The organism is Amycolatopsis xylanica (assembly GCF_900107045.1).
Classification (GTDB): Bacteria; Actinomycetota; Actinomycetes; order Mycobacteriales; family Pseudonocardiaceae; genus Amycolatopsis; species Amycolatopsis xylanica.
The window spans coordinates 63,919-79,345 of record NZ_FNON01000001.1 but is presented as its reverse complement, the minus strand read 5'-3'; the positions used below and the strand labels follow the sequence as shown (position 1 = coordinate 79,345).

Here is a 15,427-nt window from a genome sequence, read left to right as displayed (position 1 = left end):
CCTTTACCCGCAGGCCACGGCGCCCTACCCTCGCGACCGTGGATCTCGCCGAAGTCACACAGGGAAGGCGGCTCCACGGCAGGGATCGGGAACTCGATCTGCTCGCCGCTCACCTCGAGCGCATCGGCGCGGGCGAGCCCGCGGTGGTCACCCTCACCGGGGCGGCGGGAACTGGCAAGACGTCGCTGCTGACAGCGGCCGCGGAGCTGGCCGAGGCACAGGGTTTCCTGGTGCTGTCCGCGCGAGCCGCGAAGGCCGAACGGGACTTCGCCTTCGGGGTGGTCCGGCAGCTGCTGGAACGCACGCTGCCGTTGCCGCTCGACCACGACGACATCCAGGCCCAGCTGCACGGCTGGTGGCTGTGGCTTTCGGCGCATCTCGCCGAGCACTTTCCCGTGCTACTGCTGGTCGACGACGCCGAGCTGGCCGACCCGCAGTCCACCCGCTGGCTCGGCTACGCGGCCAGGCGGCTCGCGGCCGGGCACCGGATCGGCATCCTGCTCACGCGTTCCACGGACACCCCGGCAGGCGACAGCCCGCCGTTTCACCGTCTTCCCCTCCGCGGACTCGACCGGCAGGCCTGCGAGCTCGTCATCACCGACAGCCTCGGCGGCGACCTCTGCCCAGCATTCGTAGAGACCTGCCAGGTGGTCAGCGCGGGCAACCCGGCCAGGCTCACCGCGCTGATCAGGACCTGTCTCGAAATCCGGGCCAGCAGGCTCGATCTCGCCGTGTTCGGCACGCCCCGGCTGAGCGAAGCCGTGCACCGGTTCCTCGCCGAGGAAGATCCGGCGCTGGCCTCGCTCGCGCGAACCGTCGCCGCGCTCGACGACGCACCGATCGATCTCGACCTGGCGGCCGCCGTCGCCGGGCTCACACCGTCCAGCGCGCTGCGGGCCGCCAAGCGGTTGCGAGAGCTGCGTTTTCTCACCGGCGCAAGAAAACCCGCGTTCGCCGACCGCGGTGTGCGGGTGGCGATCGCCAGCGGGCTGAGCCCGGCCGAGTGCCAGGCGGCGCATGCCAAGGCCGCGCGGGTCCTGCGCCGGGAGCAGGCGCCGGACCGGCTGGTCGCCGCGCACCTGCGCAAGACGGACGAGATCGGCGAGGCCTGGGTGACCGAAGTCCTGCTCGACGCGGCGGGCACCGCGCTCGCCGACGGTGACCCGCACGAGGCCGTCGCCCACCTGCGTCGCGTGCTGCGCGAGCCACTTCCGCCCGAGCGGCGCGAAGCCGTGCTGTTCGAACTCGGCGCGGCCGAGGTGCACGCCGACCCGGCGGCGGCCGTGCGCACCCTCACCCGCGTGGTCGAAAACGACGGCGAACCGGCTCGGCGGGCGCGCGCGACCGAGCTGCTCTCCGACGCGCTGTGGCTGTCCGGCCGCTGGAACGAGGCGCTCAACGTGCTGCGGGAAGCGGTGCGGTTCTGGTCGGTCAGCCACCCCCGGCTGGCGGCCGACCTCGAAGTCTGTGTCCTCTACCAGTCACGCCACGATCCGCAGGCCGCGGTCGCGATCCCGCGGCGGCTCGCCGCGCTCGGCCACACCTCCGAGGCGGGCACGCGGCGGCTGAACGCGTTCCTCGCCGCTCGCGGATCGGTGACCGGCCAACCCGTGGCGGCCGTCCGGCGCCTCGCGCTCGAGAACGGCCCGACCGGCCCGATCACCGGCCTCGGTGAGCTGCGGGCGTTCGGGGCCGTGGTCACCGCGCTGACCAACATCGAGGAGTACGACCTCGCGCTGCTGCTCTGCGACAAAGTGCTCGACGACGGCGCGTCCGGACTGCCGCTCGCGACCGGCCTGGCACTGCTGAACCGCGCCGAAATCCATTACCAGCGCGGAGAGCTGACCAGCGCAGGCGCCGACCTCGAGGCCGCGGCCGACAAATTGTCCTTAGTGGACATCAAGGGCGAACTGCTCGACGGCGCTCGGATGCGCCTGGTCGCGGCCAGGGGCGACCAAGCGGAGATCGAGCGGCTACTCGCGCGGAAGCGGACCACGACCACGTATCTGCGGGCGTGCTTGACCTTGCACGCCCGAGGCCTGCTGCACGCGGCGGCAGGCGACCACGCGTCCGCGCTCGCCGACCAGCTCGACTGCGGCAGGCGGCTAGCGCATTTAGGACTCACCGAGCATCCTCAGGCTCCCTGGCGCATCGCCGCCGCACTCGCCCACTTCGAGCTGGGAAATCACGAGGAAGCCTTGGCACTGGCCGAAAGCGAACTCGCGTCGGCACGCGAGCGGAACCTGCCGCGCAGGCTGGGTGTCGCGCTGCGGGTCGCCGGGACAGTGCGGGACTCCCCCGCGTTGCTCATCGAGGCCGTCGAGGTGCTCGGCCGCTCACAGGCCCGCCTCGAGCTGGCGAACGCACAGGCGAGCCTCAAGCGCACGGAGCCGGACCAAGCGCTGACCGAACGCGAACGCGACGTCGCCACACTGGCCCGAAAAGGCTGGAGCAACCCCGAAATCGCGGCCGCGCTGGTGCTGAGCCGCCGCACGGTCGAGTTCCACCTGACCAACATCTACCGCAAGCTCGACATCTCCCGCCGCGGCCAGCTCGCCCACAAGCTTCCCGCCAAAACGGGATAAAGCGGGCTTTATCCCGGTCCGGAGTAAAGCCCGCTTTATCCCGTTCGCTTACCTGGGCAGGTCGACGAGCTTGGTGGCGCCGAAGGTGTTCTTGACCGGGACCTCGATCGTCTTGCGGCGCACGGTCACCTTGATGCTGTCCTGCTGCTGCGTCGGGTCGGCGACGGCGAGCTTCCAGCGCCCGCTGGCCTTGCCGAAGGCGATCGACGCCGGGCCGGACACCGTGACGTCGTCGACCGTGCCCGCCGCGAAGAAGTTCGCCAGCAGCGTGTTGTCCCACAGCTTCACGGCCTGCGCGGTCGTCGTGTTGGACCGCACCCGGAACGCCAGGCAGGACGCCATGGTCGACACCAGCGAAGCGCCCGGCAGCACCGCGTACGCGTACGTCGCGTTCACCGGCTTGACGCCGTGCGAGAGCACCAGCTTCTGGTAGCGCCGGGTGAAGGGCTCCAGGCTGCCCTTGGTGTTCGCGCCGGTGTCGATGTCACGCCAAGTCGCGGTCCGGTCTTCGCGCAGCGCGACCACGTCGGCGTCGTCCAGCAGCACATAGCCGCCGACGTTCTCCAAGTGCAAGGCGTGCGGCCGCTTCAGGACGGTCGACTGGCCCAGCTCCGTCGACACCCGCCTCAGGTCGGCGTGCAGGACCCCGCCCGGTCCCTGGAGGTTGCGGTTCTCGATGGCGGTGCGCACTTCTTGGCCGAACGCGTCGGTGATGCCCGCGCCCAGGCAGACGACGCCGGACGGCGTGAAGAACCACGACTTCTTCGCGGTCAGCGTGCCGTCGAACGAGATGAAGTCGAGGCCCTGCGCGCCATGGGAGGCATCCCAGCGGACGCCGCCGCCGTACGCGTTGGGCGTGCGGGGCACGTCCTGCAGCGGCGGGGTCGGGCCGGTCTTGATGGTCGCGCCCGGCAGCAGCAGCGGGTCGACGGTCGGCCAGTACGCGTCGGTGTAGTGCCCCTTCGCGTTCGGCAGGAACGTGTAGAGCACGCCGTCGCCGGTGTACCAGCCGTGCAGGTTCATCTGGTTGACCGACTCGTACCGCGAGATGCGGTTGGTGCCCATGCCGAGCGAGGCCGACCACGCGGTCGTCACGTGCACGACCCGGTCCTGCTGGCCGAACACCCGGTGCGCGGGCACGGTCGGTGCCGGCTTCGCGTTGCCGGCCAGCAGTTCCTGCGCGAACTCGATGCCGGGGATGCCGACCAGGTCGGGCCCGGGCGCGAACCGCTCGGGGTCCGGGATCTTGAGGTACGGCGCGTAGGTGTCTTCCTTGATCCACTTCGTGGCGAGCGCGGCCAGCTCGGTCTTGACCGGGCCGGTGGCCGACCTGGCCAGCAGCACGGTCGCGCCGGTCAGCTGGTGACCGATGTCGTGGCCGGTCTCGCCCTGGCGCGAGAGCATGCGCCCGCGGACCGACTCCATCTGCGCGCCCGCGTAGACGAACGGCGCGAAGGTGTCGGCGACCGTGGCGTAGATCTTCTGCTTGAGCTCCTCCGGCAACGCGAACGCGGTGCCCTTGGTGACGTGGATGGTGCCCGCGAGCGCGGTCAGCAGCACGATGCCGTAGTGCCCGGAATACGGGATCGAGTCGTGCTGGATGAACGAACCGTCGACGTGGAACCCGTCGCCCGCCGCCCGGTCGAGCTTCGCGACGACGCTGGCCGCGCCGCCGCCGGCGACGTCGGTCAGCGCCTCGATGCCCTTGGTGATCGTCGCGGCGTCACCGGCCATCGCGCCGGAGACGATGGCGATCAGCGACTTGTCCGCGCGGTTGGCGCCGGTCTCGATGATCGAGGCGTTGTTGGTGCGCTTGTTCGGGTCCGCGTTGAAGCGGAACACCGGCTTGAGGTACTTGGCGACGTCGGCGGGCGCCAGCTGGTCCCCTACCGCGGCCAGGGTGTGCAACAGGTAGTACGGGATGCCGATCTCGTAGGTGTACCAGTTGCCGATCTCGTCGGTCTTCTCGCTGTACTGGTTGCTGGTGTAGAGCAGCTCCAGCGCCGTCTTGATCCGGTCGAGGACGACCGGGTCACCGGAGAGCGCGCCGCCGGGCGTGCCCCAGTTGACCGCGATCGACCTCAACCGGGCGTACATCGAGGTGGTGTAGGTGCTGCCGGGACCGAGTGGCAGATCGGCCCACAACGCCCCGCCCGTCACGGACATGCTCGCGTTGTTGGCCTTCGCCACCCGGTCGATGTTCGCCAGCGCCGCGGTCCGCTCGGCGGAGTCGCGGTGGATGCCGGTCTGGAGTTCCCGGTAGGCCGTCACGATCGAACCGGTGCCCGCGTCCTCGGCCGCCGCTAGGCCGGACGCCTTGGCGGCCGAAGCCGGGCCGTTGGCGGCCAGCGGAAGCGCGACCGTGGCCGCCGCGACCGCGGTGGTGCGTAAGGCCGTTCTCCGGTTTACGGGCATGACGGAACCTCCGGGGGACTCCATTGTCACAGTGGGGACTTACGGGAAAGGACTAGCGACGGCCGTCCGTGCGCCGCGGCAGCTGCCACGGGTTGGCTTCCTGCAAGGCTTCCGGCAGCAACGCGTCCGGGAAGCTTTGCCAGGCGATCGGCCGCTGGAACCGGGTGATCGCCGCCGTGCCGACCGAGGTCGACGTCGGCGCGGTGGTCGCCGGGTACGGGCCACCGTGCTGCTGCGCCCAGCTGACCGTGACCCCGGTCGGCCAGTCGTTCCACAGCAGGCGACCGGCGATCTTGGTCAGCGACGGGAGGATCGGCCGCACCCAGTCGGCGTCGGACTCCTCGCCCTGGATGGTCGCGGTCAGTCCCGGCTCGATGATGTCGAGCAGGCTGATCAGCTCGGCCTGGTCGGTGTAGGTGACGATCAGCGAGGCCGGGCCGAAGCACTCCTCGCGAACGGTGTCGGCGTCGGCGAGGAAGCTCTTCGCCGTGGTGGCGAACAGGGTCGGGGTGAACTCCGGTCCCTGGCCACCGCCTTCCGCGAGCACCTCGACACCCGAGACGCCACGCAGCTTGTCGACACCTTCGGAGTAGCCGGCGGCGATACGGTCGTTCAGCATCGCCTGACCGGCGATCCCGGCGACGGCTTCGCGCAGCGTGTCCTCGAGGCCGTGGCCTTCCGGCAGGAACAGCAGGCCCGGCTTGGTGCAGAACTGGCCCGCGCCCAAGGTGAACGAGCCCGCGTAGCCCTTGGCGATGGCCTCGCCGCGCGCGGCGAGCGCCGCCGGGGTCACCACGACCGGGTTGACGCTGCCCAGCTCGCCGTAGAACGGGATCGGGCGGGGACGGGCGCTCGCGATGTCGAACAGCGCGCGGCCACCGGGCACCGAGCCGGTGAACGAGGAGGCCTGGATGCGCGGGTCGTTCAGCGCGGCGACACCCACGGGCTGGCCGTAGATGACGTCGAAGATGCCGGCAGGCGCACCGGCGGCGGCCAGCGCCTCCTTCACGATCTGCCCGGTGCGGGCGGACAGCTCGGGGTGACCGGAGTGCGCCTTGACGATGATCGGGCAACCCGCGGCGAGACCGGACGCGGTGTCGCCACCGGCCACGCTGAAGGCGAACGGGAAGTTGCTGGCGGCGAACACCAGCACCGGCCCGATCGCGGTCAGCGAGCGGCGGATGTCCGGGCGCGGGCCCATCGGCCAGGCCGGGTCGGCGTGGTCGACGGTGGCGCCGAGGAACTCGCCGTCCTCCAGCACCTCGCCGAACAGGCGCAGCTGGAAGGTGGTGCGCTTGAGCTCGCCCTGCAGCCGGGGCGAGACCGGCAGGTGCGTCTCGGCGTTGGCGAGCGCGGTCAGTTCGTCGGCGTTGGCGTCGAGCGCGTCGGCGACCGCGACCAGCCAAGCGGCGCGCTCGGCTGGGGTCGCGGCCGCGGCGGGCCCACTGGCCTCCGCCGCGGCCGCGAGGATCTGTTCCAGCGTGGCTGGGTCTGTCTGAGCCATGGTGTGCGTTCTCTCCTAAATCCCGTGTGCGCCGCTCGTGGCGCCGTGCATGTCCGGCCAGCGTCCGGGGCCGGCGAGCCCGAGGTGATACAGGTGCAGCTCGGCGGCACCCGCCTTCCCCAGTTCCCGAGCGTAGGCCTCCATGTCGGGTACCGGGTTGGCGGCCACGGCCGTCACGTAACTTCCGATGTCCACTGTGGACGGCAGGGCCTGCCTGGCCGCGGCGACCGCCGCGGTGGCGGCCGTGCCGGGCACCCAGTTGAACAGGACCACCGCGTCGACGTCCTCGGCGGCCGTGGGCGTCAGGCCGGGCAGCGCGCCGGTGACCCACGGGTCGAGTGCGCCGTGCAGCACGATCCGCACGCCGTCCGGGATCTGCGCGATCACCGCGCGGCGCAAGGTGTCGACGGCCGATTGGCGCGTGGTGAGAAGCAGTTCTCGCAACGACGGCAGCAGCTTGTCCTCGGTGACCGTCAAGTCGCCGGTTTCGATCAGCCGCCGGACCTCGGCGCGAAGCTTGCCGCGGATGGCTTCGGGGTCGCCACCCGCTTCGGTCCAGCCCGCCGCGCAGGCCGCACAGCAGCAGATCGACAGCAGCCGCGCCACCGCGGGCGCCCAGACACCGTCGGTCTTCTCGTGCTGGTGCTGGTGAATGGCACCGAGCGGACCGCAGGCCTCCAGGATGACCGAGGAGAACTCCAGGCCCTCCAGGCATTCCGCGGTCAGCGTGGTGGCGTACTCACGCACCTCCGGCTGCGAGGGGCACAGCGCCCACGGGTACAACTCGCCGAAGCAGTTGCGCACCGCGAACTCGGGGAATTCCGTGCCCAGCAAGGAGTTGTGCGTGAGTACGATCCACGCCGCCGCGGGAATGCCCGCCGCGTTCAGCACGCGGACGGCGTCCCCGGCGGCATCTCCAGGGTCCCACTCCGGTGCGGCCGGGCGTAACTTGGCGCCACGCCAGGCTTCCTCCCGCACCGGACGGTAGAGCGCCGCGTGCCGCGCGACGACCGCCGTGTGTTCTGGCGACCAGGGTGTCGCGGCACGGGCCGAGTGATAGGACACCGCTACCGCGACCTCGTCGACGCCCAGGTCGCGGGCGCGCTCGACGAAGCCGGGGTCGCCCAAGACGTCCCAGGAATACGCGTAACCAGTTACCCGCAAGGGTTCACCACCGTGCCGTGTTCGGTTCGAAAGAGCCGACGAAACGTCGCATGTACGTCACGTCGTCCCGCTTGGTCTGTCCACATCGGACGTAGTCCTCGTGCGCGCGGGCGAGCGCGTCGGGGTCCAGCTCGACACCGAGGCCCGGCTTGTCGGGGACGGCGACCGCACCGTCCACGAACGCCAGCGAGCCCGGCGCGATCACGTCGGTCGTCTTCCACGGCCAGTGCGTGTCGCAGGCGTAGGTCAGGTGCGGGGTCGCCGCGGCGACGTGCACCATCGCGGCCAGCGAGATGCCGAGGTGACTGTTGGAGTGCATGGAAAGCCCGACACCGAAGCATTCCGCCGTCTTCGACAGCGCCTGCGTGTCACGCAGCCCGCCCCAGAAGTGGTGATCGGACAGCACGACACCGACCGCGCGCTGGCGGAAGGCCGGCTCGATGTCGTCGAAGCTGACCACGCACATGTTGGTGGCCAGCGGCATGTTCGCCTGCGCGGCGACCTGCGCCATGCCCTCGATGCCCGGCGTCGGGTCCTCGAGGTACTCCAGCACACCGTCTAGCTCCCGCGCGACGCGGATGGCCGTGTCGACCTTCCAGCCCGCGTTCGGGTCGATCCGCAGCGGAAGACCGGGGAACGCCTCGGCCAGCGCGCGGATGCCCGCGATCTCCTGGTCCGGCTCGAAGACACCGCCCTTGACCTTGATCGACTTGAAGCCGTACCGGTCGATCATCGTGCGCGCGGCGCCGACGAGCGTCTCCGGCGTGGTGACCTCACCCCACGCGTCCTCTTCGGCGCCGAGGTGCGCGCCGTACTTGTAGAACAGGTACGCGGAGAAGTCGACCGCGTCACGGGACTTGCCGCCGAGCAGGTCGACGACCGGCCTGCCGAGGAAATGTCCTTGCGCGTCAAGGCAAGCCACCTCGAACAGCGAGTACACCGTGGCGATGGTCTTGCGGTTGGAGAAGCCGCCGGTGAGCCCGTGCTGATCGGAGAACACGGCCTTGCCGAGCACCGCGGCGATCTTGCGCTGCAGGCCGGGCAGGTCGAAGACGTCGTGGCCCTTCAGCTCGGGGATGACCTGGCGCACCTGGTCCAAAAAGGCCAGATCGCCGTACGACTCGCCCAGGCCGACCACGCCGTCGTCGCAGACCAGCTGGACGACGCCGCGCAGCGCGAACGGCTCGTGCACGCCCATCACGTTCAGCAGCGGGGGATCCGCGAACGCGACGGGAGTGAGCACGATGTCTTGGATCTTCATCAGGCGTCGATCCCCTTGAGCACCGCGAAACCACGCTCGACGACCTTCTCGAGCCGGTCGATCTGTTCGGCGGTCGGCTCGATCAGCGGCGGCCGGACCGTGCCGACCTTGTCGCCGCGCAGCCGCGCCGCGGCCTTGACCAGCGACACCGCGAAGCCGGAGGTCTCGTCGCGCAAAGCCACCAGCGGCAGGTAGAACCCGGCCAGCAGCGCGTCCATCACCTCGGTCTCGCCAGCCGCGAGCGCGGCGTGGAACCGGTGCGCGATCTCCGGCGCGAAGCAGTGCACGGCCGAGGAGTAGCGGGCGACGCCGATCGCCGCGTACGCCTTCGCCGAGACCTCCGCGGTCGGCAAACCGTTGAAGAACAGGAAGTCCCGCGCCCGGTCGGAGCCGACCGAGCGGATCGCGGTGACGATCCTGGTCATCAGCTCGACGTCGCCGAAGCCGTCCTTCAGGCCGACCACGGACGGGATGTCGAGCAGCTCCACGGCCGTGGCCGCGGTGAACACCCCGGTGCCGCGGTGGTAGACGATGACCGGCACGGTCGAGTCGCCGACCGCGTAGCGCACGTGGTCGATCAGCCCCGACGGCGGCCCGGTCACCAGGTACGGCGGCAGGAGGAGGACGCCGTCGGCGCCGCCCTCCTGAGCCGCCGCGATCCCGGCGCGGGCCGTCGCCGCGCCACCACCGGCACCTACCCAGACCGGAACCCGGCCGTCCGCCACCTCGCGCGCCTTCGCCAGTATCGCCGCTTGTTCGGCCTGCGAGAGTGAGCTGAACTCACCCGTGCCGCAGGCCACGAACAGCGCGCCGGCTCCGGCCGCGATGTGGCTCTCCACATTCTCCGCGAACGCGTCGAGGTTCAGTTCGAGATCCTCGGTGAACGGCGTCAACGGGAACGCGAGTAGACCGTCCAGCTCGATCTTGGGCTGTGCCATGTATTTCGACTCTCCCTGTGTTTCCTGGTGTTCGCACCGCCCCCGTTATGCGGGAACGGCCGAACCCTCCTTCGGTTTGTCCGACTCGACCTCGTCCGCCTGGTCGATCGTGTCGATGATTTCGTCGGTCACGGCGTTGCGCTCCGGCAGGAGCGCGCCGAGTCCGATGTAGAGCGCCAGCGAGACCAGGATCGGCAGCGAGACCGTCACCGCGAGCGAGGCGTTGAAGCCGTAGTAGGCCAGCGCGTAGGCCAGCAGGCCGCCCGCCCACGAGATGAGCGCGGCACGCGAACCCGAGCGGCGGAACCACGGCAGCAGGCCGAGCAGCAGCGGCACCGAGATCGGGCCCATCAGCGCGGCCACCCACTGCACGACGATCGTGAGCACGCCACCGAGCTTCGGCGCCTGCGTGGCGACGATCATGGTCAGCACGACGAACACGACGGTGGTGACCCGGGCGGCGAGCAGGCCCTGCGCCTCGGTGAACCGGCGCGCCTTCTTCCACAGCACCGGCATCATGTCGCGGGTGATGACCGCCGAGATCGCGTTCGCGTCGGAGGAGACCATCGCCATGGTGTGCGAGAAGATGCCGGCCAGCACCAGCCCGATCAGGCCGGGCGGCAGGAACGTGGTGGTCATGATCGCGTACGCGTTGTTCGGGTTCTTGATGCCGGGGATCAGCAGCGGGGCGGCGAACATCGGGAACATCATCACCAGCGGCCACAGCAGGTACAGCACCGAGGAGAGCCGGGCGCCGCGCTTGGCCTCATGGGTGTTCGGCGCGGCCATGTAGCGCTGCGCCAGGTTCCACATGCCTCCGTTGTACTCCAGCGTTTTCACCAGCACGTAGACCAGCAACACGATGGTGGTGAACTTCGCCGTGGTCGGGTTGAGGTGCGCCGGGGGCAGCTTGCCCCACATGGTCCACAGGCCCGAGATGCCGCCGAGCTTGGCGAGCACGACCCAGAGCATCACGATCGCGGCGATGGCCTGGATGACGAACTGGCCGAAGTCGGTGAGCGCGTCGGCCCAGAGACCGCCGACGGTGCAGTAGATCAGCGTGATCGTGCCGGTGATGATGATGCCCCAGGTGTACGGGACGCCCGCGAAGACGTTGAGGATCGTCGCGACCGCGAACCACTTGGCGGCGATGTCGAAGATCTTCAGCAGGCTGCCGCTCCACGCGAGCGCCTGCTGGGTCGGCACGTTGTAGCGCTTGGCCAGGTACTCCAGCGGCGAGGAGACACCCAGCTTCGAGCGCAGCCGGTTCCACCGGGCCGCGAAGAGCCAGGACCCGATGCCGACACCGATACCGATGGAGGCCATGCCCCAGAAGTAGACGGTGATGCCGTCCGTGTACGCCACACCCGCGTACGCGACGAAGAGCACCGCGCTGTAGCCGGACATGTGATGGGAGATGCCTGCCAGCCACCACGGCATCTTCCCGCCTGCCGTGAAGAAGTCGCTGACCGTGGAGATCCGGCTGTGTGACCAGAAGCCGATCGCCACCATCAACACGAAGTACGCGGACACCATGATCCAGTCGAGCAAATGCACCGCTGACCCCTCTCGTTGTTCACATCCGTGAACGGAGTCTGTTATAGTGATTATGTTCATCCATAAGAACGTTGTTCGGGACGCTAATATGGCCCAAGTCACCTGTCAACGACCAGAAGGAGCAGGCCCAGATGCCGCAAAAGGTCGCAATCCCGGCAGCGGGTAGCCCGGCGGGTGCCACCAGTGACAACGCGGGGGTCAAATCGGCCCGCCGCGCGATCGACTTGATCGAGACTTTCGCGGCCAACGACGTGTGGCTGTCGCTGTCCGACCTGCACACCCGCACCGGTTTCCCCAGGTCGAGCCTGCACGGACTGCTCAAGACACTGCTCGAGGCAGGCTGGCTCGAAGCCGACGCCAACACCGCGCGCTACCGCCTCGGCGTCCGCGCGCTGATCTGCGGCACGGCGTATCTCGATCGTGACCCGGTGGTGCCGTTCGCCACGGAGGCGCTGGAGCTCGTCAGGGAGAAGACGGGACTCACCGCCCACTTCGCGCGCCGCAACGGCACCGAGGTCGTCTATCTGGAGACCCGCGAGTCGACCAGGTCCACCCATCTGGTCTCCCGCGTCGGCCGTACGCTGCCCGCCCACGCCACCGCGCTGGGCAAGGCGCTGCTCGCCGAGCTCACCCACGACGAGATCAACGAGCTGATGCCGCATCAGCTCGCCGCGCTCACCCCCAACACCATCACCAGCCTCGACGCGCTGCACGCCGAATGCGCGGCCACGCGCGAGCGCGGGTACGCGTCCGAGCTCGAGGAAGGCAGCCTCGGCGTCCGCTGTGTCGCCGCGGTGATCCCGTACCGCATCCCCGGCACCGACGCGATGAGCTGCTCGATGCCGGTCGGCCAGGTCACCGACGAAGACGTCCGCCGCGTCGGCGAGCTGCTGGCCGAGACCACGGCGGAGCTCGGCCAGAGACTAAGGCGAGCGGGTATCCGCTAAGCGGGATAAAGCGGGCTTTACCCCGGGTGCTTTCCCCGGGATAAAGCCCGCTTTATCCCGGTCCTCACACACCACGAGCGAGAAGGAAACCTCATGGCAGACCAGCGCGTCCTGATCACCGGATCCGCGGGGATCGTCGGCACCCTGATGCGCCCGCGCCTGGCCAAGGCAGGCCGGGTGCTGCGCCTGCTCGACCTCGCGGAGCAGACCCCGGCAGCGGACGGCGAAGCGGTCGAGATCGTCACCGGCTCGGTCACCGATCCCGACGCGATGGCCAAGGCCTGCGAGGGCGTCGACGCGCTCATCCACCTCGGCGGGCACAGCCGCGAGAACTCGTGGGAAGCCACCCTCGACGTCAACATCAACGGCACCCAGGTCGTGCTAGACGCCGCGCAGAAGGCGGGCATCCAGCGCGTCATCCTGGCTTCCAGCAACCACTCCGTCGGTTTCCGCCGCGTGGACGAGACTCCAGAAGGCGGTCACCCGGCCGACTCTTCGCCGCGCCCCGACACCTATTACGGCGTCAGCAAGGCCGCGATCGAAGCGCTCGGCTCGCTCTACCACGACCGCTTCGGCATGGACGTGATCGCGATCCGCATCGGCTCCTGCTTCGAGTCACCGCTGGTGCTCGGCCCGCGCGGCCTGGTCACCTGGCTCTCCCCCGACGACGGCGCGCGCCTGTTCGAGGCCTGCCTTTCGGCGCCCTCCCCCGGTTACAAGCTGATCTGGGGCGTCTCGGACAACACCCGCCGCCTCTACTCGCTGACCGAGGCCGAGTCGCTGGGCTACAAGTCGCTCGACAACGCCGAGGTCTACGCCGAGCAGCTCAAGGACAAGCCGCTGCCCAGCGGCGGCGAGTGGCTCGGCGGCCCGTTCTGCACCGCCCCGCTCGGCCACTTCAACCCGATCTGAGCCGATCGAGAAGGGTGAAGATCGCTTCGGGCAAGAACGGTTGACGGCGCCCACCGGACAGGCCGGTGGGCGCACGACCGAGGAGTGCTGCATGACAGCTCCACCCGACGCGAAAGCGGAATCGCCACCGGACGCCTTCGAGGTGGTGTTCGACCGGCATTTCGCGGAGATCCACGGCTATGTCGCTAGACGACTGGGAGTCGACATAGCCGATGACGTGGCTTCCGAGACGTTCCTCGTCGCCTACCGCACCCGCGACCGGTTCGACCCGGCGCGCGGCGACCACCGGGCCTGGCTGTACGGCATCGCCAGCAACCTCATGCGCCGCCACCGCCGTTCCGAGATCCGCGGCTACCGCGCACTGACCAGGCTCGACGCCTCCTCCGCCGTACTCGGCCACGAGGACGCCGCCATCGCCCGGGTCAGCGCCCAGGACCTGCGCGAACCACTCGCCCGCGCGCTCGCCGGGCTGTCCGCGGGCGACCGCGACGTCTTGCTGCTCATCGCACTCGCGGAGCTGACCTACGACCAGGTCGCGGCCGCACTCGGCATTTCCTACGGGACCGTCTGTTCCCGCCTGAGCCGAGCCCGCCGCAAAGTCCGCACTTCCCTGGAGTCACAGTCATGAACGACCTCGAAGAAATCCGCCGTCTTTTCCCGCCCGCAGCGGCCCCCGACCCGTCGGTGGTCGCCCAGGCACGGGCCCGCGTGTTCAACGCGAAACCCGCGAGCCCGCGTATCGGCAGGCGGGCCATGCTGGCGGCGGCGATCGGCGCGGCCGTGGTCGCCGGGGTCGTGGTGGTCGCGGACACCAAGCCCGCGGGCCCGCTCTCCGGCCGCGAGGTGCTGCTGGTCGCCGCCACCCAGGCCGCCAAGGAACCGGCGACGTCAGGCCGGTTCTACCGCTCACGCAAGCTCGATGTCGCGGAGTCCGACGTCGGCAACGCGCCGGATTTCTACCAGACCAGCACGCGCATCCTCAGCGAGAACTGGGTGGCGGCCGACCCGGCCGCCCCGGATTTCGGCGGCACCGTCAACCTGGGCTCGAAGCCGACGAAGCCGTCCGACGTGGAAGCCTGGAAACGTCAGGGCTCACCTGCCCAGATCACCGCACGCGACGGCATCACCGTAATCGTGCTGGGGGCGGGCGAGCCGCGTTTCGGTGAGGTCAACCGCGAGGAAGTCCTCGGCTACGGTGTCGGCCCGAACGGGGAACGCTTGTATTTGACCAGGCAGGAAATGAACTCCCTGCCCGCCGACCCCGATCAGCTCAAGAGCTTTTTTCTCGGCAAACCGCTCGACCCGCGGATCGACGGCGAAGCCTGGCTCATCCGGTTCGCCACCTACCTGCTGTCGGAATTCCCGATCCGTCCCGAGGCCCGCGCCGGCTTGTTCCGGATGCTGGCCGGTCTCGACGGAGTCCGCTCCGAAGGCCCTGCCACGGATCCCGAGGGCAGGCCTGGAATGGCGCTCACCATCGACCCCGAGAAGGGCCGCAACGAGGGCCCGGTGCGGCTCATCGTCGACACGACCACCGGCAAACTGCTGAGCTACGAATTCAAAACGACCGTTCCGCCAGGCTCCAGCCCCATCAATTCCTTGGTCCAGGTCGTGCTCTCGGCCGAGTGGACCAACGACGAGCCCAAGCCCCCATCCGCAGAAGCGCCCTAAAGAGGTCGTGAGTGCTGCGGCCGGTTCTAACCGGCCTAAACACTCACGACCCCCTTTAGCCCGGGTGAGGGAGACCCTCGCTGCGCGATCAAGCTCGGATCAGGGAACTGTAGTCCGCGCGAGTGGCAACTCCGCTGCATCTGACGGAGCAGAGGTACCACTCGCGCAAGCACCACGGTGACGATCAACGCGGACATTCTAAACTTTTTGAGCATGGCCGCACCTTCCTGTGGTAGTCCGATTTCGTACCACCACAAGCTGATCTCTCGACCTTGACTAAACCTTGCGCGCACGCCTGACCAGGCGAGCAAGCCGCCCTAATACGCGCCAAGTCAATGCAATTACAATCGGCCGTTCGAGTGAACGAAATACGGAATTGCAACAACCTGACAATGCCGTCCCCAAAAAATCATGACTGGGGTACGGTCACAGCTCGTCGCGAACGAACACTGTGGGCATTGAGGGGTGGAAGA

11 protein-coding genes are annotated in these 15,427 nt (G+C 69.2%); 5 read left to right on the top strand and 6 right to left on the bottom strand.

The genetic code is table 11. The features are described from left to right. The first annotated feature begins 38 nt into the window (after positions 1-38). Positions 39-2,585, top strand: coding sequence for a LuxR C-terminal-related transcriptional regulator (locus tag BLV57_RS00335; RefSeq protein ID WP_176968447.1), 2,547 nt, complete (start codon positions 39-41; stop codon positions 2,583-2,585). A gap of 48 nt (positions 2,586-2,633) precedes the next feature. Here the strand turns inward: BLV57_RS00335 and BLV57_RS00330 are convergent, their stop codons facing one another. Genes BLV57_RS00330 through BLV57_RS00305 form a run of 6 tightly spaced genes read right to left on the bottom strand, consistent with a single transcriptional unit; the run spans position 2,634 to position 11,424 of the window. Then, the gene (locus tag BLV57_RS00330; RefSeq protein ID WP_091285089.1) at positions 2,634-5,000 is read right to left on the bottom strand and encodes a polysaccharide lyase 8 family protein; all 2,367 of its coding nucleotides are present in this window, start codon (positions 4,998-5,000) and stop codon (positions 2,634-2,636) included. A 52-nt stretch (positions 5,001-5,052) separates the two neighbouring features. Next, a complete protein-coding gene (locus tag BLV57_RS00325) occupies positions 5,053-6,504 on the bottom strand; it encodes an aldehyde dehydrogenase (NADP(+)) (protein ID WP_091285086.1) in 1,452 nt (483 codons plus the stop codon). 15 nt (positions 6,505-6,519) lie between these two features. Then, positions 6,520-7,668, bottom strand: a complete 1,149-nt coding sequence (locus BLV57_RS00320; protein WP_091285085.1) for a hypothetical protein — start codon at positions 7,666-7,668, stop codon at positions 6,520-6,522. A gap of 4 nt (positions 7,669-7,672) precedes the next feature. Beyond that, positions 7,673-8,929: a glucarate dehydratase family protein gene (locus tag BLV57_RS00315; RefSeq protein ID WP_091285082.1), complete on the bottom strand. Its 1,257-nt coding sequence runs from the start codon at positions 8,927-8,929 to the stop codon at positions 7,673-7,675. Next, on the bottom strand, positions 8,929-9,867 hold the full coding sequence (locus BLV57_RS00310) for a 5-dehydro-4-deoxyglucarate dehydratase (protein ID WP_091285079.1): 939 nt from the start codon (positions 9,865-9,867) through the stop codon (positions 8,929-8,931). Before BLV57_RS00310 ends, BLV57_RS00315 begins: the two co-directional genes overlap by 1 nt. 45 nt (positions 9,868-9,912) lie before the next feature. Beyond that, positions 9,913-11,424: a sodium:solute symporter family protein gene (locus tag BLV57_RS00305; RefSeq protein ID WP_091285076.1), complete on the bottom strand. Its 1,512-nt coding sequence runs from the start codon at positions 11,422-11,424 to the stop codon at positions 9,913-9,915. A 131-nt stretch (positions 11,425-11,555) separates the two neighbouring features. Between BLV57_RS00305 and BLV57_RS00300 the strand changes: the two genes are divergently transcribed. The 4 genes from BLV57_RS00300 to BLV57_RS00285 all read left to right on the top strand — a co-directional run bounded on the left by BLV57_RS00300 (position 11,556) and on the right by BLV57_RS00285 (position 14,954). Next, positions 11,556-12,371, top strand: a complete 816-nt coding sequence (locus BLV57_RS00300; protein WP_091285073.1) for an IclR family transcriptional regulator — start codon at positions 11,556-11,558, stop codon at positions 12,369-12,371. A gap of 93 nt (positions 12,372-12,464) precedes the next feature. Continuing rightward, positions 12,465-13,283, top strand: a complete 819-nt coding sequence (locus BLV57_RS00295) for an NAD-dependent epimerase/dehydratase family protein (protein WP_091285070.1) — start codon at positions 12,465-12,467, stop codon at positions 13,281-13,283. Between the two features lie 91 nt (positions 13,284-13,374). Then, a complete protein-coding gene (locus tag BLV57_RS00290) occupies positions 13,375-13,911 on the top strand; it encodes an RNA polymerase sigma factor (protein ID WP_091285067.1) in 537 nt (178 codons plus the stop codon). Next, positions 13,908-14,954: a CU044_5270 family protein gene (locus BLV57_RS00285; protein WP_091285063.1), complete on the top strand. Its 1,047-nt coding sequence runs from the start codon at positions 13,908-13,910 to the stop codon at positions 14,952-14,954. Before BLV57_RS00290 ends, BLV57_RS00285 begins: the two co-directional genes overlap by 4 nt. Positions 14,955-15,427: the final 473 nt, after the last annotated feature.

Coding starts and splice junctions, on each gene's coding strand:
- BLV57_RS00295 (WP_091285070.1), top strand. CDS start 12,465: ATGGCAGACCAGCGCGTCCTGATCACCGGATCCGCGGGGATCGTCGGC.
- BLV57_RS00310 (WP_091285079.1), bottom strand. CDS start 9,867: ATGGCACAGCCCAAGATCGAGCTGGACGGTCTACTCGCGTTCCCGTTG.
- BLV57_RS00325 (WP_091285086.1), bottom strand. CDS start 6,504: ATGGCTCAGACAGACCCAGCCACGCTGGAACAGATCCTCGCGGCCGCG.
- BLV57_RS00290 (WP_091285067.1), top strand. CDS start 13,375: ATGACAGCTCCACCCGACGCGAAAGCGGAATCGCCACCGGACGCCTTC.
- BLV57_RS00330 (WP_091285089.1), bottom strand. CDS start 5,000: ATGCCCGTAAACCGGAGAACGGCCTTACGCACCACCGCGGTCGCGGCG.
- BLV57_RS00285 (WP_091285063.1), top strand. CDS start 13,908: ATGAACGACCTCGAAGAAATCCGCCGTCTTTTCCCGCCCGCAGCGGCC.
- BLV57_RS00300 (WP_091285073.1), top strand. CDS start 11,556: ATGCCGCAAAAGGTCGCAATCCCGGCAGCGGGTAGCCCGGCGGGTGCC.
- BLV57_RS00315 (WP_091285082.1), bottom strand. CDS start 8,929: ATGAAGATCCAAGACATCGTGCTCACTCCCGTCGCGTTCGCGGATCCC.